The sequence below is a fragment of the Streptomyces sp. CA-146814 genome (assembly GCF_050942385.1).
Taxonomy (GTDB): Bacteria; Actinomycetota; Actinomycetes; order Streptomycetales; family Streptomycetaceae; genus Streptomyces.
On the sequence record NZ_CP192068.1, the window covers coordinates 5,413,988 to 5,435,059 of the forward strand.

Consider the following 21,072-nt stretch of genomic DNA (forward strand, 5'->3'; position numbering starts at 1 on the left):
GAGCGGCTCCGGGGCGGGCGTGAAGGGGCGGGCGTGAAGGGGCGGGCGTGCAGGGGCGGGCGTGAAGGAATTTGCGCCGTCCAACCCGTTGACGTAATGTTGCATTCACCGACGCGGGGTGGAGCAGCTCGGTAGCTCGCTGGGCTCATAACCCAGAGGTCGCAGGTTCAAATCCTGTCCCCGCTACTGAAGAACGAAGGCCCGGATCTCGACAAGAGATCCGGGCCTTCGTCATGTCCGGAAGCGTATGAGCGCCGGGCCCACCCCGTAGGGACGGGCCCGGCACGGGCTCACGCAGACGCGGCGCAGCTCGGACAGAGCCCCCGGTAGGTCACTTCGACGCCGGAGACCGTGAAGCCGTAGCGCTCCGCCGACGGCAGGTCCGCGAGCGGGTTGCCCGCCGGATGCACATCGCGGATCGCCCCGCACCGGCCGCAGATCAGGTGGTGGTGCGGGCGGTGCGCGTTCGGGTCGTACCGCTTCGCCCGGCGGTCGGTGGAGACCTCCAGCACCTCACCGAGGGACACCATCTCGCCGAGGGTGTTGTAGACGGTGGCGCGCGAGATCTCGGGCAGCCGGTCGACGGCCCTCGCGTGGACCTCGTCAGCCGTCAGGTGCACGTGGTCCCCGTCGAGGACCTCGGCCACGACACGCCGCTGCGCCGTCATGCGCCAGCCGCGTCCACGGAGTCGTTCCAGGAGGTCACTCATGCAGCCCAGCCTAACAGTGGAGGGACGGAGTCCCGATCGGGTGTGACTTTGGATGGTCACTTGACTTAGACAATGTCCATTGTAGGATCAGAAACGGCATTGGCCAAGGGACAGGGCTGTACAGAAAACAGATGGCTGTGCAGGACATGACGCAGGAGGCGCACGTGACGCAGGGACCGCTCACCACGGAGGCCGGGGCTCCGGTCGCGGACAACCAGAACAGCGAGACCGCGGGCGTCGGCGGTCCGGTGCTCGTCCAGGACCAGGCGCTGCTGGAGAAGCTCGCCCACTTCAACCGCGAGCGCATTCCGGAGCGCGTCGTGCACGCCCGCGGCGCCGGCGCGTACGGCACTTTCACCGTCACCCGTGACGTGTCGCGGTGGACCCGGGCGAAGTTCCTCTCCGAGGTCGGCAAGCAGACCGAGACGTTCCTGCGCTTCTCCACCGTCGCCGGCAACCTCGGCTCCGCCGACGCCGTGCGGGACCCGCGCGGTTTCGCGCTGAAGTTCTACACCGAGGAGGGCAACTACGACCTCGTCGGCAACAACACCCCGGTGTTCTTCATCAAGGACGCCATCAAGTTCCCCGACTTCATCCACACCCAGAAGCGCGACCCCTACACCGGCTCGCAGGAGGCGGACAACGTCTGGGACTTCTGGGGTCTGTCGCCCGAGTCGACGCACCAGGTGACCTGGCTCTTCGGCGACCGGGGCATCCCGGCCACGCTCCGCCACATGAACGGGTACGGCTCGCACACCTTCCAGTGGAACAACGAGGCCGGCGAGGTCTTCTGGGTCAAGTACCACTTCAAGACCGACCAGGGCATCAAGAACCTCACCACCGAGGAGGCCGTCCGCCTCTCCGGTGTCGACCCGGACTCGCACCAGCGCGACCTGCGCGAGTCGATCGAGCGCGGTGACTTCCCCTCCTGGACGGTGCAGGTCCAGATCATGCCGGCGGCGGACGCGGCGACGTACCGCTTCAACCCGTTCGACCTCACCAAGGTGTGGCCGCACGCGGACTACCCGCCGATCGAGATCGGCAAGCTGGAGCTGAACCGCAACCCGCAGAACATCTTCGCCGAGGTCGAGCAGTCGATCTTCAGCCCCGCGCACTTCGTGCCGGGCATCGGCCCGTCCCCGGACAAGATGCTCCAGGGCCGGCTCTTCGCGTACGGCGACGCCCACCGCTACCGCGTCGGCATCAACGCCGACCATCTGCCGGTGAACCGCCCGCACGCCACCGAGGCGCGCACCAACAGCCGGGACGGCCTCCTCTACGACGGCCGTCACCAGGGCGCCAAGAACTACGAGCCGAACAGCTTCGGCGGCCCCGTCCAGACGGACCGCCCGCTCTGGCAGCCGCTGCCGGTCACCGGCACCACCGGCAGCACCGTGGCCCCGAGCCACGCCGAGGACGACGACTTCGTGCAGGCCGGAACCCTCTACCGGCTGATGTCGGAGGACGAGAAGGGCCGGCTGGTCGACAACCTCGCCGGGTTCATCTCCCAGGTCTCGCGCGACGGCATCGCCGAGCGCGCGATCGACAACTTCCGCCAGGCGGACGGCGACTTCGGCAAGCGGCTGGAAGCCGCGGTCCAGGCCCTTCGCGGCTGACCGGACGCTTGCCGTCGACGGTGGGCCGGCTCCCTCACGGGATCCGGCCCATCGGGCGTTCGCAGAGGATCACGCCGACCCGGCGGCCGCCACCGTACGGCGGCGGGCCGGTGCCCAGCAGCGGATGATGTCGCGCACCGACACGATGCCGACCGGGCCGTTGTCGTCCAGCACGATCAGATGCCGGAACCCGCCGTGCGTCATGGCTTCCGCGGCCTCCTCCAGGGTCCAGGCCGGGGCGGCGAACACCACGTCGGTGGTGGTGTGGGCGGACGCGGTCTCCTGATCGGGGTTCTGGCCCGATCCGATCGCGTTGAGGATGTCGCGCTCGGTGATGATCCCGAGCCCGCAGGTGTCCGGGTCGTGGACGACGGCCGCTCCGATGCGCCGGGCCGACATCAGCCGGGCGGCCTGGCGGAGCGTATGGGCGGGGCCGATGGTGAGGACCACCGTGCTCATGGCGTCACGGACGAGCATGAAACGAGCCACCTCCTCGGTGCGCCGACTCTGTGAGTCGATTCACAAGTTCACAAGTGGGGGGACTCTCAGAGTTGCATCCTTGGGGCGGGTCGACAAGGGGTGGACCGGGCGCACACCGGGGGAGTGCGCGATCACGCGCCGCACTCCCCAGGAGGCAGAGGTCTCAGTACCGCTGGTTGAGGTAGCCCAGCAGCTCGTCGTGGAGCAGGCCGTTCGACGCGGCACCGTTCGCGCCGCCGGGCCCGTCGGTCCCCTCCAGGTCGGTGAAGCGGCCGCCCGCCTCCTGAACGATGATCGCGTTCGCAGCCATGTCCCAGAGCGAGAGCTCCGGCTCCGCGCAGATGTCCACGGAACCCTCGGCCACCATCATGTACGGCCAGAAGTCCCCGTACCCCCGCGTCCGCCAGCAGGCCCGGGTCAGGTCCAGGAAGCCGTCCAGGCGGCCCTGCTCCTCCCAGCCGCTCAGCGAGGAGAACGCGAACGAGGAGTCGGCGATGGTGTCCACCTTCGACACGTGCAGCCGGGTCGCGGAGGTGAGGCTGCGCCCGGAGTACGCGCCGGCGCCCTTCGCCGCCCACCAGCGCCGGTTCAGCGCCGGCGCGGAGACGACACCCACCACCGGCTGGAAGCCGTTCTCCCCGGCCTCCATCAGCGAGATCAGCGTGGCCCACACCGGCACACCGCGTACGTAGTTCTTGGTGCCGTCGATCGGGTCGATCACCCAGCGCCGCGGCCCGGTGCCCTCGACCCCGTACTCCTCGCCGAGGATCGCGTCGCGCGGGCGGGCCCGATGCAGATGGCCCCGGATCAGCTCCTCGGCGGCCTTGTCGGCCTCGCTCACCGGCGTCATGTCCGGCTTGGTCTCCACCTTCAGGTCGAGAGCCTTGAACCGGTCCATCGTCGCCGCGTCGGCGGCGTCCGCCAGTACATGGGCGAGGCGCAGATCATCGTGGTAGTCGGGCATGCCGTCACAGTATCCAGCTGTACGGGGCACGGGCCACCGACCCCGCCCCCCATCCCCGTCCGGTACGCGGACCCTTGACAGGTGCCATGAGCGCCTCAACTCTGAACCGCAGGCCCCCGGCACGGCCCCGGGCGTGGGAGGCGGCGATGCCGACAGCGCGAGACGCCCTGCTGGACGCCGCCCTCAGGGCGCTCGCCGACCGGCCCTGGCGTACGGTGCGGATGGCCGACGTCGCCGCGCTGGCCGGTGTCTCCCGGCAGACCCTCTACAACGAGTTCTCCACCAAGGCCGGTCTGGCCACCGCCGTGCTGTGCCAGGCCGCCGACCGCTATCTGACCGGCGTGGACCGCGCACTGACGGCGCCCGAGCCGGCGCATCCGGTCGCTGTGGCGCGCTGGACGGTTCGGGCCGCCAGCGTGGATCCGCTGGTCAAGGGGTTGCTCACGGGGCTCTGGGCCGAGGGGCTGCCCCGGCCGGGCCATGAGCTCCCGGGCCAGGTACCGGACCCGGCCCGGCTGCTCGCGCTGGCCAGGGACCGTATGGTGGCCGCGTCGCACGCGCCCGCCTCGTCCTCAGCGGTCGCGGAACGTTGCGAGACCGCACTCCGGCTCGCACTCTCGCATGTGATCGCGCCCCGCCGGCCCGTGCCCGATCAGTGCGCGGAGCCGGACAGCTGGAGCCCGATCACTCCGATGATCACCAGCGAGATCGACACCAGCTTCAGCGTCGAGACGACGTCACCGAGGAAGACCATGCCGTAGATCGCCGTCCCCGCCGCGCCGATGCCGGTCCACACCGCGTACGCCGGTCCGACGTCCAGCTTCTTCAGGGCCATCGTCAGCAGGCCGAAGCTGCTCAAGGCGAACGCGGCGAAGGCGATGGTCGGCCAGATCCGGGTGAAGCCGTGCGAGAGCTTCAGACAGACGGCGAAACCGGTCTCCAGCAGTCCGGCGACCACGACCAGCAGCCATGCCATCGTCCGTGCCTCCTGCGTAGTCGGCGAGCGCTTTCCGCACGGTGCGATTATGCCTTTACCAGTCGTTGAACCAGGCAGACATGCGCGTGGCGCGAGAACCGAATGCGCTCGGCCTCAGTCGCCCTCGCGCCGTTCGCGGGTCGCGAGCAGCCGCCGCAGCGAGTCGAGCCGCGCCGGATCCGCGTGCCCCCCGGCCACCCAGGCGTCCAGCGCGCACTCCGGCTGGTTCTCGTCGTGGGTGCAGCCGCGCGGGCACTCCTCGGTGCCCGGCTCCAGGTCCGGGAAGGCGTGGATGACGCGCGACGGGTCGACGTGGTGCAGTCCGAAGGACCGTACGCCGGGGGTGTCGACGACCCAGCCGCGGCCGTCGGGCAGCGGCAGTGCGAGCGCGGAGGTGGTGGTGTGCCGGCCGCGGCCGGTCACCGCGTTGACGATGCCGGTGGTCCGCCGCCGGTCCTTCGGCACCAGCGCGTTGACCAGCGTCGTCTTTCCGACCCCGGAGTGCCCGACGAAGGCGGTGATCTTGCCGTCCAGCTGCTCGCGCACCCGGTCCGCAGCGCCGCCGTTCTCCAGCTCCTCGCGGCTGGTCACGACGTACGGGACGCCGAGCGGGGTGTACGCCTCCAGCAGCTTGTCCGGCGAGGCCAGGTCCGACTTGGTCAGCACCAGGAGCGGGGTGAGGCCGCCGTCGTACGCCGCCACCAGACAGCGGTCGATCATGCGCGGGCGGGGCTCCGGGTCGGCCAGCGCGGTGACGATCGCCAGCTGGTCGGCGTTGGCGACGACCACGCGCTCGTACGGATCGTCGTCGTCGGCCGTGCGCCGCAGCACCGTACGGCGCGAGGCGATGCGCACGATCCGGGCCAGCGTGTCCTTCTCGCCGGACAGGTCCCCGACGATGGAGACGGTGTCGCCGACCACGGCGGCCTTGCGGCCCAGCTCGCGGGCCTTCATCGCCACCACGGTGCGGCCGTCGACGAGGCAGGTGAGCCGGCCCCGGTCGACGGTGAGGACCATGCCGTCCTCGGCGTCCTCGTGCTTGGGCCGGATGTGCGTACGCGGCCGGTTGCCCTTGCGGTTGGGGCGGACGCGGATGTCGTCCTCGTCGGGGTTCTTCCCGTAGCGGCGCATGATCTAGATCCCGAGCATTCCGGTCCACATGTCCGGGAAGTCCGGCAGGGTCTTGGCGGTCGTGCCCACGTTCTCGATCTCCACGCCCTTGACCGCGAGGCCGATGATCGCCCCGGCGGTGGCCATGCGGTGGTCGTCGTACGTGTGGAAGACACCGCCGTGCAGCGGGCGCGGGCGGATGTGCAGCCCGTCGGCCGTCTCGGTGACGTCGCCGCCCAGCTCGTTGATCTCCTTGGTGAGGGCGGCCAGCCGGTCCGTCTCGTGGAGCCGGAGGTGGGCGACGCCGCTCAGCGTGGAGGGGGAGTCGGCCAGTGCCGCGACCGCCGCGATGCCCGGGGTCAGCTCGCCGACCTCGCCGAGGTCCACGTCGATGCCGTGGATCCGGCCGGTGCCGGTGAAGGTCAGTCCGCGCTCGGTCAGCTCGCAGCTGCCCCCCATCGCGGTGAAGATCTCGCGCAGCGCGTCACCCGGCTGAGTGGTCCGCTCGGGCCAGTCCGGGATGGTGACCTTGCCGCCGGTCACCAGCGCGGCGGCCAGGAACGGCTGCGCGTTGGAGAGGTCCGGCTCGATCGTCAGGTCCCGGCCGAGCAGCGCGGACGGCGAGACCCGCCACACGTTCGGCTCGCCGCCGGTCTCCGGCTCGTCCACCTGCGCGCCGACGGCCCGCAGCATGTCCACCGTCATCCGGATGTGCGGCATCGAGGGCAGGACGGAACCGGTGTGCCGGACCTCCACGCCCTGGTTGAAACGCGGCCCCGACAGCAGCAGCGCCGAGACGAACTGCGAGGACGACGACGCGTCGATCGCCACCGGGCCGCCGTCCAGCGCCCCGCCGCCGTGCACGGTCAGCGGCAGCGCACCGCGCCCGTCGTCGTCGATCCGCGCGCCCAGCGCCCGCAGCCCCTCGATCACGCCGGTCAGCGGACGTTCGTACGAGCGCGGGTCGCCGTCGAAGCGGACGGGCCCGTCGGCGAGCGTGGCGACGGGCGGCAGGAAGCGCATGACGGTGCCGGCGTTGCCGACGTCGACGGTGACCGGGCCGTGCAGCCCCGCCGGGATGACCCGCCAGGCCTCGCCGGTGTTGTCCGAGGAGGCCGCGTCGGACGGGCTGGTCGCGGACGAGGAGGAGACCGTCTCCTCGATCCCGACGCCCATGGCACGCAGCGCGTCGGCCATCAGCAGGGTGTCGCGGGAGCGCAGCGGGCGGCGGAGCCAGCCCGGCTCGGAGGCCAGCGAAGCCAGCACGAGCGCCCGGTTGGTGACCGATTTGGATCCGGGCACGGTGACGGTCGCGTCGACGGCTCCACTCGCGTGAGGTGCGGGCCAGAGGGCGGGGTGCACGGAACTCTCGGTCATGGCCCTTACTTTAGTGGCTCCGGGCCGGACCCGGATCGTCAACAAAAGGGCGGAAACCGCCCCGTAACGAAATCATGGTACGGACCGGAGTCGCGCTCTCCGGTCGTGCGGCTCACCAGCCCAGCAGCCAGCGCCCGCCGCCGATCAGCGAGCACAGCGACACCGCGTGGAAGAGGAAGAGCCACAGCACCGCCGGAGCGTGGGTCAGCCGGGCCAGCTGGTCCGCGTCGGAGTCCGGAGCACCGCCGAAGCGCCGCTTGGACTGGAGCTCGAACGGCGGCCGCACCCCGCCCAGCAGCAGGAACCAGACCACCGCGTACGCGAACGCCGACTGCACGTCCGACGAGGTCAGCCAGGACACCAGCAGGAAGGCCGTACCGGTCAGGATGACGGTGAGCGCCCCGTACACATTGCGGATCATCACCAGCATCGCGGCGAGCAGCGCGGTCGCGATCCACAGGAGCAGCGTGATCCGGCCGTTGGTCAGCAGCCAGGCGCCGCCCAGGCCCAGCAGCGAGGGGGCCGTGTAGCCGGCCGCCGCGGTGAGGATCATGCCGATGCCCGTCGGCTTGCCGCGGCTCACGGTCAGCCCGCTGGTGTCCGAGTGCAGCCGGATGCCGGAGAGCTGCCGCCCGGTGAGCAGGGCCACCAGGCCGTGGCCGCCCTCGTGCGCGATGGTGATGGTGTTGCGCGCGAGGCGCCATATCGGGTTCGGCACGACGGCGATGAGCGCCAGCGCGGCCGTCATCACCACCAGCCACTGCTCGGGTGCGGGCTGGGTGCCGGTGAGGCGATCCCAGAGATCGCCCAGTTCGGTGCTGTTCATCGGCCGGGCGACTCCTTGCGGCGGGGGCGGGCGGTCGTGGCAGTCTGGCACTTATGTGCGGACGGTATGCAGCGAGTCGGCGGCCCGAGGACCTGACCGGACTCTTCGGGATCGAGAAGTGGGAACCCACCGAGACCCTGGAGCCGGACTGGAACGTGGCGCCGACCAAAGAGGTGTACGCGGTACTGGAACGTCCTGTTAAGGACGCGGACGACCAGCGTCCGGTTCGCCAGTTGCGGGCGCTGAAGTGGGGGCTCGTGCCTTCCTGGTCGAAGACGCCCGAGGGCGCGGCCCGGATGATCAACGCCCGCGCGGAGACCGTGCACGAGAAGCCGTCCTTCCGCCGGGCCTTCGCCCAGCGCCGCTGCATCCTGCCCGCCGACGGCTACTACGAGTGGGTCACCGGTGCGGAGGAGCGGCAGCTGGAGGAGAAGAAGGGCAAGAAGCGGGCGCGGAAGCAGCCCTACTTCGTCACGCCCGCCGACGGCTCGGTCTTCGCGATGGCCGGACTGTACGAGTTCTGGCGCGACCCGACCCTGCCCGGCGACCACGAGAACGCCTGGTGGGTGACGTGCTCGGTGATCACCACCGAGGCCGAGACCACGCCGCTGGCCGTCGCCCCCGCCGAGGGACCCGGCGCGCTCGCCGACATCCACCCCCGGATGCCGCTGATGCTCACCCCGGACCGCTGGGACACCTGGCTGGACCCCTCGCACACCGGCCTGGACGAGCTGCGCGCGCTCCTGGAGCCGCCGCCGGGAGGGCTGATGCGCGCCTATCCGGTCGCCACCACGGTCAGCAACGTCCGCAACAACGGGCCGGAACTGCTGGAGGAGCTGGCCGCGCCGGAGGAGGCCACGCTGTTCTGAGCGGCACACGGCTGGTCCCAGCGGTACGCGGGAGAGGATGGCCGCGTGAACCGTCAACAGAACGTGCAGACCGACGCCGGTGAGGCCCGGATCACCTGGTTCCGCGCCCCGGCCTCCACCGAGCCCCGCCTCGTACTGGCCGCGAGCCACGGCGCCGGCGGCGGCATCGAGGCCCGCGACCTGCAGGCCCTCGCCGCCGTCCTGCCCGCGCACGGCGTCACCGTCGCTCTGGTGGAGCAGCCGTGGCGGGTGGCCGGCAAGAAGGTGGCGCCCGCCCCGAAGACCCTGGACACCGGCTGGCGCGGCCTCTGGCCCGCGCTGGCCGCGCCCGGGCTGCCGGTCGTCGCCGGAGGTCGCAGCGCCGGGGCCCGGGTCGCCTGCCGGACCGCCACCGAGCTGGGCGCGGCGGCCGTCCTCGCGCTCAGCTTCCCGCTCCACCCGCCGGGCAAGCCGGAGAAGTCCCGGGCCGACGAGCTGCTCTCCACCGGCGTGCCGACCCTGGTGGTCCAGGGCGGCAACGACCCGTTCGGGCGACCGGAGGAGTTCCCGCCCGGCCCGTACGAGCTGGCGGAAGTGGCGTACGGCGACCACGGCTTCGCCGTACCGAAGAAGTCCGGGCTGAGCGAGGCCCAGGCCATGGGCGTCCTCACCGGAGCGGTCACCGGATGGCTCACGTCCCTCAGGTGACACGGACCACGGGAATGCGGCGTACAGAGGCGCTGTTGTTCGGGACGTCGGTACAACGACGTCTGCCGGGACGTCGGTACAACAACGTCGTACGTGGAGAGGGAGTCCGTCGCATGGGTTCGACCATCTGCCCCAGCCGCTCGAACGCCGCTGAACTGGAGTGGACCGTGCTGCCTGCGGCGAAGACCACCCGTGAGCGGTCCGTGGGCGGCGCTGATCGACAGCCCGTCTCCCAGCAAGGTCGACTATTCTCCGAGGCGAGCGGGTCCGGTTTCGGCTCCGCCAGATCGTTGGAGGAGGTGGGTCCGGTCACTGGGACCGACACAGGGACCGACGACGGCCGCGCACCGGAGACCACTGCCGAGCGCAACGCGCGCTTCGAGCGGGACGCCCTCGGCTTTCTCGACCAGATGTACTCGGCCGCGCTGCGCATGACGCGCAACCCCGCCGACGCCGAGGACCTGGTCCAGGAGACCTACGCGAAGGCGTACGGCTCCTTCCACCAGTTCCGTGAGGGCACGAACCTCAAGGCGTGGATGTACCGCATCCTCACCAACACCTTCATCAACTCGTACCGCAAGAAGCAGCGTGAGCCCCAGCGCAGCGCCGCCGAGGAGATCGAGGACTGGCAGCTGGCGCGCGCCGAGTCGCACATGTCGACCGGTCTGCGTTCCGCCGAGTCCCAGGCGCTCGACCACCTGCCGGACTCCGACGTGAAGTCGGCGCTCCAGGCGATTCCCGAAGAGTTCCGCATCGCCGTCTATCTCGCCGATGTCGAGGGCTTTGCGTACAAGGAGATCGCGGACATCATGGGGACTCCCATCGGTACGGTGATGTCCCGGCTCCACCGCGGCCGCCGCCAGCTGCGCGGCATGCTGGAGGACTACGCCCGGGAGCGCGGGCTCGTCGCGACCGGTGCCGGTGGTTCGGACGATCGGAAGGGCTCTACCTCATGAGCTGCGGAGAGCCGCACGAGACGGACTGCTCGGAGGTCCTCGACCATCTCTACGAGTTTCTCGACCGGGAGATGCCCGAGGGCGACTGCACCAAGTTCGAGGTGCACTTCGAGGAGTGCTCGCCGTGCCTGGAGAAATACGGCCTGGAGCAGGCCGTGAAGAAGCTGGTCAAGCGCTGTTGCGGTCAGGACGAGGTCCCGGCCGACCTGCGCTCCAAGGTGATGGGCCGGATCGACCTGATCCGGGCCGGCGAGGCCGTGCCGGAACAGGACATCACCGTCGCCGGAACGGATCGGACCGCGACGGCGCGCGACTGAGAGCTGTCACACAGCCGAACGCGCGACGGAAAGCTGTCGCACAACCAAATGCGCGACGGAAAGCTGTCGCACGCGGCCGAAGCGCATCTGCCGAGGGCCGGCGCCCGCACCATGTGCGGGCGCCGGCCCTCGCCGTTCCGTACCGGGAGCAGCTGCCCGCCGCCGGAATCGTCAGGACGGCCGACGCATACGACGACCTGTGCGGGGAAGGCGTCGCCGGGCCGCCGGGGGCGCTGGAGGGGCTCGGGCTCGCCACCGGACACGACCACCGGCCGCAGGTGGTGGAGGCCCTTGCGAGAGTCCTCGGCCGGGGCGGTCTGACCCGGGTCGGGGCTGGGTAACCCATGGGTAATGAGCGGGCGTCCGGCCGGGCATGGTTGGATGCGAAAGCAGAGCGGAAAACGAGGGTGTCCAGTCGGGACAGGCGGGAATCGTGAGGATCTTCGGGAAGGTACGGCATCGGCCGTCCGCCTCTTGGCGGCAGGCCACGGACCGCGCGTTCACGCTGATCGGCGACGGCCGGTACGAGGACGCGGGGGCGCTGCTGACGCGCGCGGCGGATCTGGAGCCCTGGCTCTCGGAGTCCTGGTTCAATCTGGCGCTGCTCCACAAGTTCCGGCACGACTGGGAGCAGGCGCGCGCGGCGGGCCTGCGGGCGGTCGCGCTGCTGGACCGCGAGTCCGGCGCACCGGACTGGTGGAACGTGGGCATCGCCGCCACCGCGCTCCAGGACTGGCCGCTGGCGCGCCGGGCCTGGCAGGCGTACGGCCTCAAGGTGCCCGGCTCCGGGCTGAACAGCGCGGCCACCACCGAGCCGACCGGCATGGAGCTGGGCAGCGCGGCGGTGCGGCTCTCGCCGGAGGGTGAGGCCGAGGTGGTCTGGGGCCGCCGGCTCGACCCGGCCCGGATGGAGGTGCTCTCCATCCCGCTGCCGTCCTCAGGGCGGCGCTGGGGCGAGGTCGTGCTGCACGACGGCGTGCCCAACGGCGAGCGGGTCACCGCCGCCGGACCGTCGTACCCGGTCTTCGACGAGATCGAGCTCTGGGCGCCCTCGCCGGTGCCGACCTGGGTGGTGCTGCTGGAGGCGGCCACCGAGGAGGACCGGGACGCGCTGGAGAAGCTCGCCTCGGACGCCGGGTTCGCCGCCGAGGACTGGTCCTCGTCCGTACGGCTGCTATGCCGGGCCTGTTCGGAGAGCCGGATGGAGAGCGACGAGGGCGACGGGGAGCACCTGGACCCGCACGACCACAGCGAGCCGGGCCATCCCGGGCCGCTCGGCCATCGCACGGCGGGCGGCGGTGACCTGTGGGTCCCCGAGCGCGAGTGCGGTCTCGCGGCGCCGGCCGGTCTGGTGCGCGGGCTGCTGGACGGCTGGGTCGCCGACAGTCCGGACAGCCGCGAGTGGCGGGATCTCGAAGAAGTCTGCTGACCGCTGCCCGTAGGCTGTACGCGCACCGATCGCGGTGCTGTTCCTCCCGCGCATCCCGGCATCCGGCCGGGTCCGGCGGGGTCACCGAGTTCAGGTTTTGCAGGAAGGCGTACGGCGGACATGTCGCAGCAGGAGACGGACGGGCGGATCGACGTGGACGACGAGGGGTTCGTCGTCGACACCGAGGACTGCGAGGAGCGCGAGGCGGCGTACCGGGAGCGCGGTACGTCGCGTCCGATCACGGTCGTGGGCAACCCGGTGCTGCACAAGGAGTGCAAGGACGTCACCGAGTTCGGCGACGAGCTGGCGCAGCTGATCGACGACATGTTCGCCAGCCAGAAGACGGCCGAGGGCGTGGGCCTGGCGGCCAACCAGATCGGCGTGGACCTCAAGGTCTTCGTCTACGACTGCCCCGACGACGACGGCAAGCGGCACACCGGTGTGGTCTGCAACCCGGTCCTGGAGGAGCTGGCCCCCGAGGCGCGGGTGCTGGACGACTCGAACGAGGGCTGCCTCTCGGTCCCGACCGCGTACGCCTCCCTCGCCCGCCCCGACTACGCGGTCGTGCGCGGCCAGGACGCGAAGGGCAACCCGATCAAGGTGCGCGGCAGCGGCTACTTCGCGCGCTGCCTCCAGCACGAGACGGACCACCTGTACGGCTACCTGTACATCGACCGGCTCTCCAAGCGCGACCGCAAGGACGCGCTCCGGCAGATGGAAGAGGGCACGCCCCGCTACGAGACCGTCCCGAACGCCTGAGGGGCTTCAGGGGGCCCGGCACCGACTCCCGGTGCCGGGCCTCTCGCGTACCCGTGGCAGATAACTACCGTTTTCCTTGGGGTAGTTGACGCGGGTAGACCACCTGCGTCAGGCTCGCCGCACAGCGTCCATGACCGAGAGGGAGCCCCATGCTGAAACGCGCCGCACGCGTTCTGCTCGGACTTGTCATGACCATTACCTTCGCGTTGGGCGGGGCGGTGCTGACCGCCGGACCCGCGCAGGCCGACGGCTGCTACACCTGGACCCGAACGCTCGCGCCCGGAGCCACCGGCAACGACGTCACCCAGCTCCAGATCCGGGTGGCCGGCTGGCCCGGCTACGACTCGGTGCTCGCCATCGACGGCTCGTACGGCCCGGCCACCACCGCCGCCGTCAAGCGGTTCCAGGCGGCCTACGGCCTGGCCGCCGACGGGGTCGCGGGTCCGGCCACCCAGGCCAAGATCTACGCGCTCCAGGACAACGACTGCACGCCGATCCACTTCACGTACCCGGAGCTCAACAAGTGCAACAGCACCTGGGCGGGCGGCGCGGTCGCGGCGGGCACGGCCAAGGCCAACGCGCTGAGCAGCATGTGGAAGCTGGAGGCGCTGCGCCACGCGCTCGGCGACAAGTCCATCCGCGTCACCAGCGGCTTCCGCTCCACCTCCTGCAACGCGGCCGTCGGCGGCGCGACCAACAGCCGCCACCTGTACGGCGACGCGGTCGACCTCGGAGCCTCCCCGCACTCCCTGTGCACGCTGGCCAAGCAGGCCCGCTACCACGGCTTCCGCGGGATCCTCGGCCCGGGCTACGCCGGCCACGGTGACCACGTGCACGTCAACCAGGGACCGAACCGGTTCTGGTCGGCGTCCCAGTGCGGTATCTGATCCGCTGATGTCGTGGGCCGTGCCCGGCGTCCGCCCTCAGGCGACGTCGGGCACGGTGCTCGCCGGGCCCCGGAAGGTCCGCCGGTAGGCGTTCGGCGTCGTGCCGAGCGTCCGGACGAACTGGTGGCGCAGGGTCGCCGCCGTGCCGAACCCCGTCTGCGAGGCGATCGTGTCGACCGTCCGGTCGGAGGTCTCCAGCAGGTGCTGGGCCAGCAGCACCCGCTGCCGCAGCAGCCAGCGGTACGGAGTCGTCCCGGTCTCCTGCTGGAAGCGGCGGGCGAAGGTGCGCGGCGACATGTGCGCCTGCGCCGCCAGCTGCTCCACCGACATCTCCTGGTCGAGGTGGCCCTCCATCCACGCCAGCGTCGAGCCGACGGTGTCGCAGGCGTTCCGGGGGAGCGGGCGGCTGATGTACTGCGCCTGGCCGCCGTCCCGGTGCGGCGGCACCACCATGCGCCGGGCGATGGTGTTGGCCGCGTCCTGCCCGTACTCCTGGCGCACGAGGTGGAGGCAGGCGTCGATGCCCGAGGCGGTCCCGGCCGAGGTGATGACCGACCCCTCGTCCACGTACAGCACGTCCGGCTCCACGATGGCCTTCGGATAGCGGCGGGCCAGCTCCGCCGCGTGGCGCCAGTGCGTGGTGCAGCGGCGCCCGTCCAGCAGGCCCGCCGCCCCGAGGACGTACGCCCCGGAACAGACGCTCAGCACCCGCGCCCCGCGCTCCACGGCCCGCCGCAGCGCCTGGAGGGCCTCTTGCGGATACTCCAGGTCCGGGGCGTGACTGCTCGCCGGTACGGCGACGAGGTCGGCCTCCTCCAACCGGTCGAGGCCGTACGGCGTACTGATGGTGAAGCCGGCATGGGTCTGCACCACCGGCCCTTGGGCGGAGACGACGGCGAAGTCGTGCACCGGCAGGCCGTCCTCGCTGCGGTCGAGGCCGAACACCTCGCAGAGCACGCCGAGTTCGAAGGGGTGGACCTCGTCCAGCAGCAGGACGGCGACATTTTTCAGCATGGAGTCAGTGTGGCAGTAATTTGATGCTGCGTGGCAGTGCTGCCACTGACGAAAACGGTCCGGGCTGACGACAGTAGAGCCATGAACCTCTTCCTGGACTACCTGACCGTGACCGCCCTCTTCGCCTTCGTCGCCCTCCCGGCCGCCGTCGGCCTCATCCGCGAGCGCCGCATCGACCGCCAGCTGCGCGCCGCGGAACGGAGGGAGGCGAAGCCCACAGAGACGCGAAGCGCCGCGCGACCCTATAAGGTCACGCGGCACTTGAACGGGCGTAGTTGGGTGAAGGCATAGAAGGCTCCCACGGGTTCATCCGTCCTCTTCACCGAACCAGGAGCGTCCCTGGGCCCAGTGGGTCACCCACCCCGCGAAACCGGGCGCGCCCGGCATGAGAGAGGTGCCCGGCCGGGTGCCGAAGGGTATTGCGCCGTTCTCGTCGATCAGCCAGACGTGACCGCGCTCCGGGCCGGTGACGATCAGGTGCCAGTACATGCCGCAGCCATCGGTGCCCAGCAGCAGCGAACCGTGGTCGAAGACCGTGCTCATCCGGTCCTCGCACTGCTGGTACTCCTCCTCCGGCAGCTCCGCTTCACCCTCCTCCGCCTCCCACAGCCACGCCTCCGTGAGCGGAAAGGGCTCGGAGAGCAGGCGCTCGGGACGGTCCGATCCCCAGTCCGAAGGTGTCTGCGCGAGAGGCAGCAGTCCGTAGTAGGGCGGCCCCGCGCGCAGCCCGTCGCAGATCTCCGCCACGAAGGTGCGGTACGGCTCCGGGAGCACGACACGGTGCTCCGCCTCGAAGGCCCGCACCGCTTCGACGCCGACGGGCGGCACCGCTTCGGGACGGGACGCGAAGACCGCGCGGAGGGCAGCCGACTCGGCGAGGGCGCAGCTTTCCGTGTTCATGGCGATCATCATGCAGGATCCGGCCCCGGGGCCCTGCCGCTCTCGCTCCCGTCTCTGGACTGAGGGAAGAGGTGGGGGTGTTGGTAGGTGAGGTGGTGGGTGATGGCGGTGTGGGTGGGGTCGGTGATGTCCCAGCTGTGGGGGGAGGGATGTGCGGTGAACAGTTCGCAGGCTTCGTTACGGGGGTCGAGCGCGGGACACCAGGGGAGCGGCGAGAGCTTGGCGAGCCCCGAGCCCTTCCACCGGACCCAGACGGCGCTTCCGGGCCGTCCGCCTTCGTCCCAGAGCATCGCGGCGTGCCGGCCGTCATGGTCGCCGCCGAGTTCGCAGAGGACGTGCCCGGCTACGGGGCGGTGTCCGGGGGCAGCAAGGGCGAGGAGGTGGTCGGGAGGTGGGAGGAGGGCGACGGCAGTGCACTGGTTCATGGCTGGGGCCGCTCCTGTGGATCGTCGGAGGTGTCGTCGGCGCTCAGCGGTCCGGCGATGAGGTCCCCAAGAGGGTCGGTCACGTCCCAGGAGTGCCCTGTGGTGTGGTCGTTGAAGAACGAGCACCGTAAGAGAGTGTCGGCGGCGAGGTTGCGGAGGGTGGCGGGGCACCAGGGCTCGGTCTGGACGCGGTGGGTGCGGTCGGTGTCGGTGCCGGTCCAGAAGAACCAGAGGGCGGGCCGGTCGGGTTCGTCGGCGGCACTGAGGAGTGCGGCGTGATCGGTGAGGGCGTCGTGTTCACCGACTTCGCACAGGACGTAGTGGTCGAGCGTGAAGTCGTCGGGCGGGGTGCCGGGTCCGCCGGCCATGGTGACGAGGGCGACGGTCACCTCGCCGAGGGGAATCCGGGTCACGGCGGTGCACTGCAGCACGTGAGGTCTCTTCTGTGGAGGGGCTACGGGCGGTCGGCCGGGGAGGTGTGCCACCCGGCGAGGGTGAGGCTGAGCCCGACGGCGGGGTCGAGGACGGTGAACTGGAGGGGGAAGCCCGCTTCCAGGGTCCGTATCGCGTCGTCCTGTCGGTCGTGGTCGGTGGCCCAGAACCGCAGCCCTTCGGGAGCGTCGGAGCCGTGGAAGAGGACGGGCCGGACGTCGCCGGGTGACTCGTCCCGTACGGCATTCCCGTGCCCGTTGGCGAGGCGGAGGGCCTGTCTGCGGAGCCAGAGGAGGGCGAGCCGTCGGTTGCGTACGGTGACCCCGCCGAGCGAGGCGAACCGCTGCCCTGCGGCCAGGGTGACTTCGGCTACGTACGGCGTGCGGTTCATGCGGCACGCTCGTGGTCGCCGGGCCGGACCAGGCCCCGTAGCTGTTCGGCCGCCGCCTCGATTTCCGCCACGACGGCGGTGCGTGTCGCGTCCCGGTCCGCGATGGCCGCGTCCAACTCGGCGCAGAACAGGGCCCGGTAGGCGGGGTCGGATTCGATGCGTACGAGTTCGGCGAACGGGCTCTCACGGTCGGCCGGGTGCCGGGTGAGTGCCCACATGAGGCGGGGGAGGCGGAGCCTTAGGCGGATCTCGGCGGCCCCCAGGACGAGGGCGAGCCGGACCCGTAACCGGGCGAGGGGCCTGCTCACAGCACCTCACCCCGACTGCGGGCGTTGGCGCGGGCGGTACGGGCGCGGAGCTGCTCTATCGGAAGCGCGGGCCGTACGTGCCGGGGCTCGACCTCCCACTCACGCCCGCCGCCGACGGGGCGGAGGGACCAGTAGAGGCCGGCTACCCCTCGGAACTCGCCTACGCGGTTGGTGCGGCTGGTGTCGACCAGGAGGGTGCCTACGGTGGGCGACGGCTCCATCTCCACTAGCACTCGTTCTCTTCTCTACGTGGGTATGTCGATCGCCCCGGAGTCCTCTTATGGGGCGGTCGCCTTGCGTGATGAACAGTCAACCCGCAGTAGATGCAAGGCGGTACGGTGACCGAGAGGCCAAGCGGTATCACCGGTATCACGAGGGTGGGAATGACCATGAGCGCACCGAACCAGCGGTTGCGGGATCTCATCTCCGAGTCGGGTCTCACCTATGAGGCACTCGCCAAGGCCGTCCGGCAGGTCGCTGCCGAATGCGGCGTCGAGTTGGCCACGAACAAGGGCATGATCCGGCACTGGCTCAAGGGTGTCGTACCGCAGGAGATGACCGCTCGGTTCTTGGCCGCCGCCCTGTCGCGGCACCTCGGCCGTCTGCTCACGCCGGCTGACCTCGGCCTGCCCGTCCGGGATGGGGCAGCGGATGACACCATGGGCCTGTCCCTCGGGGCGGACCCGATCGATGCCCTGGTGCCGATGTGGAGGGCCGAATTGGACCGCCGAACCTTCCTGAACAGCTCCGCCTACTCGGTGGCCGCAGCCGCACTGCCTCTCGACTATGTGCAGGAGGTGGCCGACAGGTCGGCCGCTGCTCGCACCGGACACATCGTCGGAATGGCCGAGGTACGTGCGGTGAGGGACATGGTGAGGTTGTTCTCCGAGATGGACGAACGCCACGGCGGCCGGCACGGGCGCTCCGCCCTTGTCCAGTACCTCCGCGACGACGTCGCACCGCTTTGCCGTGCCCGCTTCCACAACGAAGAGATGCGTCGGCACATGCTCTCCGCCGCCAGCCGCGGCGTGCACCTCCTGGGCTGGAAGTCCTACGACGCGGGACAGCAGGGACTCGCCCAGCGCTACTACCTTCAGTCCTACGCCCTGGCTGTTGAGTCCGGCATCACAGGGCAGGACGGGTTCGTCATGCGCACCATGGCCATGCAGGGTCTGAAGCTTCACCGCCCCGAGCACTGCCAGGGTCTCGCGGAAACCGGACTGAACCGAGCCAAGGGCAAGGTCGACAACGCGACCATGGCCCTGTTCCGTGTCGTCCACGCCCACACCCTCGCCAAGAGCGGGCAACGGCGAGCCGCTGTTGTCGAGGCCGACCGCGCTCGTGAACTCCTTGCCGCCGACAAGGGCGACGAGACTCCCTTCTGGGCTCTGGCCTGGGGACCACCCGCCGCCTCCGTCTACTCCCGGACGGCCAAGATGCACGAGACGCTGGGGGATTTCAGCGCCGCTGCAAGCCAGTACGCCCGGGCGGTGACCGCCCGCCCATCCACGACCTATGCGCGGATCGTCTCCCTCGACCTCGTGGCCGGCGCGGAGATGCAGCTCAAGCGTGGCCGGATCGAGGAGGCATGTGAGACCTGGAACCGGGCCATCGACCATATGGACGGCGTGCAGTCGACGCGCACACGCAAAGCTGTGAAGAACATGCGCAAGGACCTCGCGCGGTTCCGCGCCCGCGGTGTGCGCTGTGCGGCGGAGCTCGATGAGCGCGCACTCGACTTCCTCGGGCGATAAGCAAAAGCTCGGCGTGCGTCGCACGCACGCCGAGCGGGACGCGTGACGGACCCGGGGCCCCGGTCCGCAGCTCCAAGGACACGGGCGCCCGGTCCTCACCGTCCCCGCCGCCGCGTTCTCCGCGTTCGTCTCCGGCGTACGGGCCGGCACGTTCGGCGCCGTCTGACCGGCCCCGTTCTCCGCAGCGTCCTACCCTGCCGCGCGCAGGGTAGGACGTCCTGCGGCCCCGGCGGCCCCGGCGGCCCCGCTCAGTGCCCGCTGCTCTCGTAATGGCGGGACTGGCGTTCCCAGAAGCGGTACGCGGCGTACATGAGCACGACGCCGATGGCCGGGGCGCCCCAGGCGAGCCATTCCGGCACGGCGAGTTCCTCCTCCCGGTCCATCAGCACGGTCGCCGGTAGATAGGCGACGAAGGCCAGCGGGAAGACGAAGGTCAGCCCGAAGCCGGCCACCGGGCCGAAGATCTTCAGCGGGTAGTTGCCGAAGTCGCTGAAGATCATGTCGATGGCGAACTTGATGGGCGAGACCCTCTTCATCCTGAAGACCAGTGCGGAGGCGGCCAGTTGCAAGGAGCCCTCCACCAGCGCACCGCCCACCACGGCGAGCAGGAGGAAGCCGACGGCTCCCGGCGACCAGTCGACCGGTGCGGAGGCCGAGGCGATGGACAGGAGGACCACTCCGCCCGTCAGGTCGCCGATCGAGCTCAGCCCCACCCTGCGGGTGAGGAGCTGGACCAGCGGCGGCGCCGGACGGACGAGATAGCGGTCGTACTCGCCCTCCACGACGACATGGTCGACGTGGATGAGTTGGTGACCGGGGAGCAGCCACAGGCCGTGGGCGGTGAGCCTCATCCCGTAAAGGAAGGCGATCTCCCCCAGCCCCCAGCCGCCGACCTGCCCGAAGCGGTCCAGCACCGCCCAGATGAAGGCCAGCCCGACGCCCTGGTAGAACAGGCCGCCGATGATGTTGATGAACAGGTTCCCCCGGTACTGGAACTCGGCCCGGAACGCCGCACCGGCCAGCAGCAGATAGACACGTGGACCTCGCATCGCCCCTCAGCCTCCCTGCGACATGACGCGGCGCCGGGCGCGCGACCAGACGAACGCGGCCAGTGTGCCGAGCGCGCCGATCCAGGCGAGCTGGACCCCGAGGGCCGCGACGATGGCCAGGCCCTCGATCTGGCCCAGGTAGAGGGCCGCGGGGGTGTACGCGGTGGCCTGGAAGGGCAGCCATTCAGCGGCCGCCCTGATCGGTCCTGGCATGAACCACAACGGGACCAGGGTCCCGGAGAAGAACTGCGCCACGAAGCGGTAGGCCATGAGGGCGCCGCTCACCTCCAGGGTCCAGAAGGAGACCATGCCGAGCAGCAGTCCGAGCAGCTGGTTCACGAGCAGCGCGCCGATCAGCGCCACCGGGTAGGCGAACCCGGCGGCCGCCGAGGCGGGTGCCTGGCCCGCGCCGATCAGCAGCGCGAACGGCAGCGCCACCAGCAGGACCGGGACCGCGGCCGACGCCCACCCGAGCTGGCCGGAGAGCATCTGGCCGGGAAAGCCGACGGGCCGCAGCAGGTCCACGGCGACCTTGCCCTCCCGTACCCGCTGGTCGATGGGGGAGGACCGCCACGGGCTGACGAGCTGGTACTGGAGCGTCGTCAGCGTCGCGTACGCCGTCATGGTGGTGAGGCTGAGTCCGTCCACCTCCGCCCGGCCGTCGTAGAGGGCTTTCCAGACCACCGTCAGCAGCCAGATCTGGAGGAGCATCATCGCGAAGGACGACAGATAGGCCGTGCGGTAGGTGAGGGCGGCGCGGAACTCCATCCGGGCACAGGCCAGATAAGCCTGGAGCGGCCTGCTGAGTGGCTCCTTCGTGGTCGTCCTCATCGTGG

At 70.6% G+C, this 21,072-nt stretch carries 27 protein-coding genes, 1 tRNA gene and 2 pseudogenes; 14 read left to right on the forward strand and 16 right to left on the reverse strand.

What is annotated here, in order from left to right; translation table 11 throughout:
• Window positions 1-112 precede the first annotated feature (112 nt).
• Window positions 113-186, forward strand: a tRNA-Met gene (locus ACQP09_RS24345).
• Window positions 187-290: 104 nt separating this feature from the next.
• On the opposite strand, the gene ACQP09_RS24350 is transcribed toward ACQP09_RS24345, so the two are convergent.
• Window positions 291-710, reverse strand: coding sequence for a Fur family transcriptional regulator (locus tag ACQP09_RS24350; RefSeq protein ID WP_433403051.1), 420 nt, complete (start codon window positions 708-710; stop codon window positions 291-293).
• A 146-nt stretch (window positions 711-856) separates the two neighbouring features.
• Between ACQP09_RS24350 and ACQP09_RS24355 the strand changes: the two genes are divergently transcribed.
• The gene (locus tag ACQP09_RS24355; protein WP_433406752.1) at window positions 857-2,326 is read left to right on the forward strand and encodes a catalase; all 1,470 of its coding nucleotides are present in this window, start codon (window positions 857-859) and stop codon (window positions 2,324-2,326) included.
• A 69-nt stretch (window positions 2,327-2,395) separates the two neighbouring features.
• Here ACQP09_RS24355 and ACQP09_RS24360 read toward each other — a convergent pair whose 3' ends face one another.
• A complete protein-coding gene (locus ACQP09_RS24360; RefSeq protein WP_432149818.1) occupies window positions 2,396-2,803 on the reverse strand; it encodes a CBS domain-containing protein in 408 nt (135 codons plus the stop codon).
• Between the two features lie 166 nt (window positions 2,804-2,969).
• The gene (gene hisN, locus ACQP09_RS24365) at window positions 2,970-3,770 is read right to left on the reverse strand and encodes a histidinol-phosphatase (protein WP_433403055.1); all 801 of its coding nucleotides are present in this window, start codon (window positions 3,768-3,770) and stop codon (window positions 2,970-2,972) included.
• A 146-nt stretch (window positions 3,771-3,916) separates the two neighbouring features.
• Between hisN and ACQP09_RS24370 the strand changes: the two genes are divergently transcribed.
• Window positions 3,917-4,531 carry a TetR/AcrR family transcriptional regulator gene (locus tag ACQP09_RS24370; protein ID WP_433403057.1) on the forward strand — a complete coding sequence of 205 codons (615 nt, stop codon included), beginning with the start codon at window positions 3,917-3,919 and terminating at the stop codon, window positions 4,529-4,531.
• Here the strand turns inward: ACQP09_RS24370 and ACQP09_RS24375 are convergent.
• The 4 genes from ACQP09_RS24375 to ACQP09_RS24390 all read right to left on the reverse strand — a co-directional run bounded on the left by ACQP09_RS24375 (window position 4,423) and on the right by ACQP09_RS24390 (window position 8,059).
• The gene (locus ACQP09_RS24375) at window positions 4,423-4,746 is read right to left on the reverse strand and encodes a DMT family transporter (RefSeq protein WP_018510081.1); all 324 of its coding nucleotides are present in this window, start codon (window positions 4,744-4,746) and stop codon (window positions 4,423-4,425) included. The genes ACQP09_RS24370 and ACQP09_RS24375 overlap by 109 nt on opposite strands.
• 114 nt (window positions 4,747-4,860) lie before the next feature.
• Window positions 4,861-5,877, reverse strand: coding sequence for a ribosome small subunit-dependent GTPase A (gene rsgA / locus ACQP09_RS24380; protein WP_433403061.1), 1,017 nt, complete (start codon window positions 5,875-5,877; stop codon window positions 4,861-4,863).
• Between the two features lie 3 nt (window positions 5,878-5,880).
• Window positions 5,881-7,233 (reverse strand): 3-phosphoshikimate 1-carboxyvinyltransferase, encoded by a 1,353-nt coding sequence (gene aroA, locus ACQP09_RS24385; protein WP_433403064.1) that lies wholly within the window; start codon window positions 7,231-7,233, stop codon window positions 5,881-5,883.
• Between the two features lie 112 nt (window positions 7,234-7,345).
• Window positions 7,346-8,059, reverse strand: a complete 714-nt coding sequence (locus ACQP09_RS24390) for a M50 family metallopeptidase (protein WP_433403067.1) — start codon at window positions 8,057-8,059, stop codon at window positions 7,346-7,348.
• Between the two features lie 53 nt (window positions 8,060-8,112).
• On the opposite strand from ACQP09_RS24390, the gene ACQP09_RS24395 reads away from it, so the two are divergent.
• From ACQP09_RS24395 to ACQP09_RS24430, 8 genes and pseudogenes are all read left to right on the forward strand, one after another.
• Window positions 8,113-8,928, forward strand: a complete 816-nt coding sequence (locus ACQP09_RS24395; protein WP_433403070.1) for an SOS response-associated peptidase — start codon at window positions 8,113-8,115, stop codon at window positions 8,926-8,928.
• A 45-nt stretch (window positions 8,929-8,973) separates the two neighbouring features.
• Window positions 8,974-9,615 carry an alpha/beta hydrolase family protein gene (locus ACQP09_RS24400; protein WP_433403072.1) on the forward strand — a complete coding sequence of 214 codons (642 nt, stop codon included), beginning with the start codon at window positions 8,974-8,976 and terminating at the stop codon, window positions 9,613-9,615.
• 299 nt (window positions 9,616-9,914) lie between these two features.
• Window positions 9,915-10,571 carry a sigma-70 family RNA polymerase sigma factor gene (locus ACQP09_RS24405; RefSeq protein WP_356747237.1) on the forward strand — a complete coding sequence of 219 codons (657 nt, stop codon included), beginning with the start codon at window positions 9,915-9,917 and terminating at the stop codon, window positions 10,569-10,571.
• On the forward strand, window positions 10,568-10,888 hold the full coding sequence (rsrA, locus tag ACQP09_RS24410; protein ID WP_432149810.1) for a mycothiol system anti-sigma-R factor: 321 nt from the start codon (window positions 10,568-10,570) through the stop codon (window positions 10,886-10,888). Before ACQP09_RS24405 ends, rsrA begins: the two co-directional genes overlap by 4 nt.
• 131 nt (window positions 10,889-11,019) lie before the next feature.
• Window positions 11,020-11,229, forward strand: a pseudogene (locus tag ACQP09_RS24415) (metal-dependent phosphohydrolase); the annotation flags it as partial.
• Between the two features lie 92 nt (window positions 11,230-11,321).
• Complete coding sequence (locus tag ACQP09_RS24420; RefSeq protein WP_015611249.1) at window positions 11,322-12,317, forward strand: tetratricopeptide repeat protein; 996 nt, start codon at window positions 11,322-11,324, stop codon at window positions 12,315-12,317.
• Between the two features lie 120 nt (window positions 12,318-12,437).
• Window positions 12,438-13,076: a peptide deformylase gene (gene def, locus ACQP09_RS24425; RefSeq protein WP_404059921.1), complete on the forward strand. Its 639-nt coding sequence runs from the start codon at window positions 12,438-12,440 to the stop codon at window positions 13,074-13,076.
• Between the two features lie 149 nt (window positions 13,077-13,225).
• Window positions 13,226-13,963, forward strand: a complete 738-nt coding sequence (locus tag ACQP09_RS24430; protein ID WP_404059918.1) for a D-Ala-D-Ala carboxypeptidase family metallohydrolase — start codon at window positions 13,226-13,228, stop codon at window positions 13,961-13,963.
• Window positions 13,964-13,999: 36 nt separating this feature from the next.
• Here the strand turns inward: ACQP09_RS24430 and ACQP09_RS24435 are convergent, their stop codons facing one another.
• Window positions 14,000-14,977, reverse strand: coding sequence for a GlxA family transcriptional regulator (locus ACQP09_RS24435; protein ID WP_433403076.1), 978 nt, complete (start codon window positions 14,975-14,977; stop codon window positions 14,000-14,002).
• An 81-nt stretch (window positions 14,978-15,058) separates the two neighbouring features.
• On the opposite strand from ACQP09_RS24435, the gene ACQP09_RS24440 reads away from it, so the two are divergent.
• Complete coding sequence (locus ACQP09_RS24440) at window positions 15,059-15,268, forward strand: hypothetical protein (protein WP_433403079.1); 210 nt, start codon at window positions 15,059-15,061, stop codon at window positions 15,266-15,268.
• 15 nt (window positions 15,269-15,283) lie between these two features.
• On the opposite strand, the gene ACQP09_RS24445 is transcribed toward ACQP09_RS24440, so the two are convergent.
• Genes ACQP09_RS24445 through ACQP09_RS24470 form a run of 6 tightly spaced genes read right to left on the reverse strand, consistent with a single transcriptional unit; the run spans window position 15,284 to window position 17,654 of the window.
• On the reverse strand, window positions 15,284-15,889 hold the full coding sequence (locus tag ACQP09_RS24445) for an SMI1/KNR4 family protein (RefSeq protein ID WP_433403081.1): 606 nt from the start codon (window positions 15,887-15,889) through the stop codon (window positions 15,284-15,286).
• Window positions 15,886-16,302, reverse strand: coding sequence for a hypothetical protein (locus tag ACQP09_RS24450; RefSeq protein ID WP_433403084.1), 417 nt, complete (start codon window positions 16,300-16,302; stop codon window positions 15,886-15,888). The genes ACQP09_RS24445 and ACQP09_RS24450 overlap by 4 nt, the downstream gene beginning before the upstream one ends.
• Entirely contained in the window at window positions 16,299-16,715 is a 417-nt protein-coding gene (locus tag ACQP09_RS24455; protein ID WP_433403086.1) for a hypothetical protein, read from the reverse strand. Before ACQP09_RS24455 ends, ACQP09_RS24450 begins: the two co-directional genes overlap by 4 nt.
• Before the next feature lie 41 nt (window positions 16,716-16,756).
• On the reverse strand, window positions 16,757-17,125 hold the full coding sequence (locus tag ACQP09_RS24460; RefSeq protein ID WP_433403089.1) for a hypothetical protein: 369 nt from the start codon (window positions 17,123-17,125) through the stop codon (window positions 16,757-16,759).
• Entirely contained in the window at window positions 17,122-17,433 is a 312-nt protein-coding gene (locus ACQP09_RS24465) for a hypothetical protein (protein ID WP_433403092.1), read from the reverse strand. Before ACQP09_RS24465 ends, ACQP09_RS24460 begins: the two co-directional genes overlap by 4 nt.
• A complete protein-coding gene (locus tag ACQP09_RS24470; protein ID WP_433403094.1) occupies window positions 17,430-17,654 on the reverse strand; it encodes a hypothetical protein in 225 nt (74 codons plus the stop codon). Before ACQP09_RS24470 ends, ACQP09_RS24465 begins: the two co-directional genes overlap by 4 nt.
• A 168-nt stretch (window positions 17,655-17,822) precedes the next feature.
• Here ACQP09_RS24470 and ACQP09_RS24475 point away from each other — a divergent pair, with 168 nt between their 5' ends.
• Together ACQP09_RS24475 and ACQP09_RS24480 are read left to right on the forward strand one after the other, a co-directional pair.
• A complete protein-coding gene (locus ACQP09_RS24475; RefSeq protein ID WP_433403097.1) occupies window positions 17,823-19,187 on the forward strand; it encodes a tetratricopeptide repeat protein in 1,365 nt (454 codons plus the stop codon).
• A pseudogene (locus ACQP09_RS24480) lies at window positions 19,184-19,353 on the forward strand (DUF397 domain-containing protein). The gene ACQP09_RS24475 and the pseudogene ACQP09_RS24480 overlap by 4 nt, the downstream one beginning before the upstream one ends.
• Window positions 19,354-19,435: 82 nt before the next feature.
• Here the strand turns inward: ACQP09_RS24480 and ACQP09_RS24485 are convergent.
• Together ACQP09_RS24485 and ACQP09_RS24490 are read right to left on the reverse strand one after the other, a co-directional pair.
• The gene (locus ACQP09_RS24485; protein ID WP_433403099.1) at window positions 19,436-20,236 is read right to left on the reverse strand and encodes an ABC transporter permease; all 801 of its coding nucleotides are present in this window, start codon (window positions 20,234-20,236) and stop codon (window positions 19,436-19,438) included.
• A gap of 6 nt (window positions 20,237-20,242) precedes the next feature.
• Entirely contained in the window at window positions 20,243-21,067 is an 825-nt protein-coding gene (locus ACQP09_RS24490) for an ABC transporter permease (protein ID WP_433403102.1), read from the reverse strand.
• Between the last annotated feature and the right edge of the window lie 5 nt (window positions 21,068-21,072).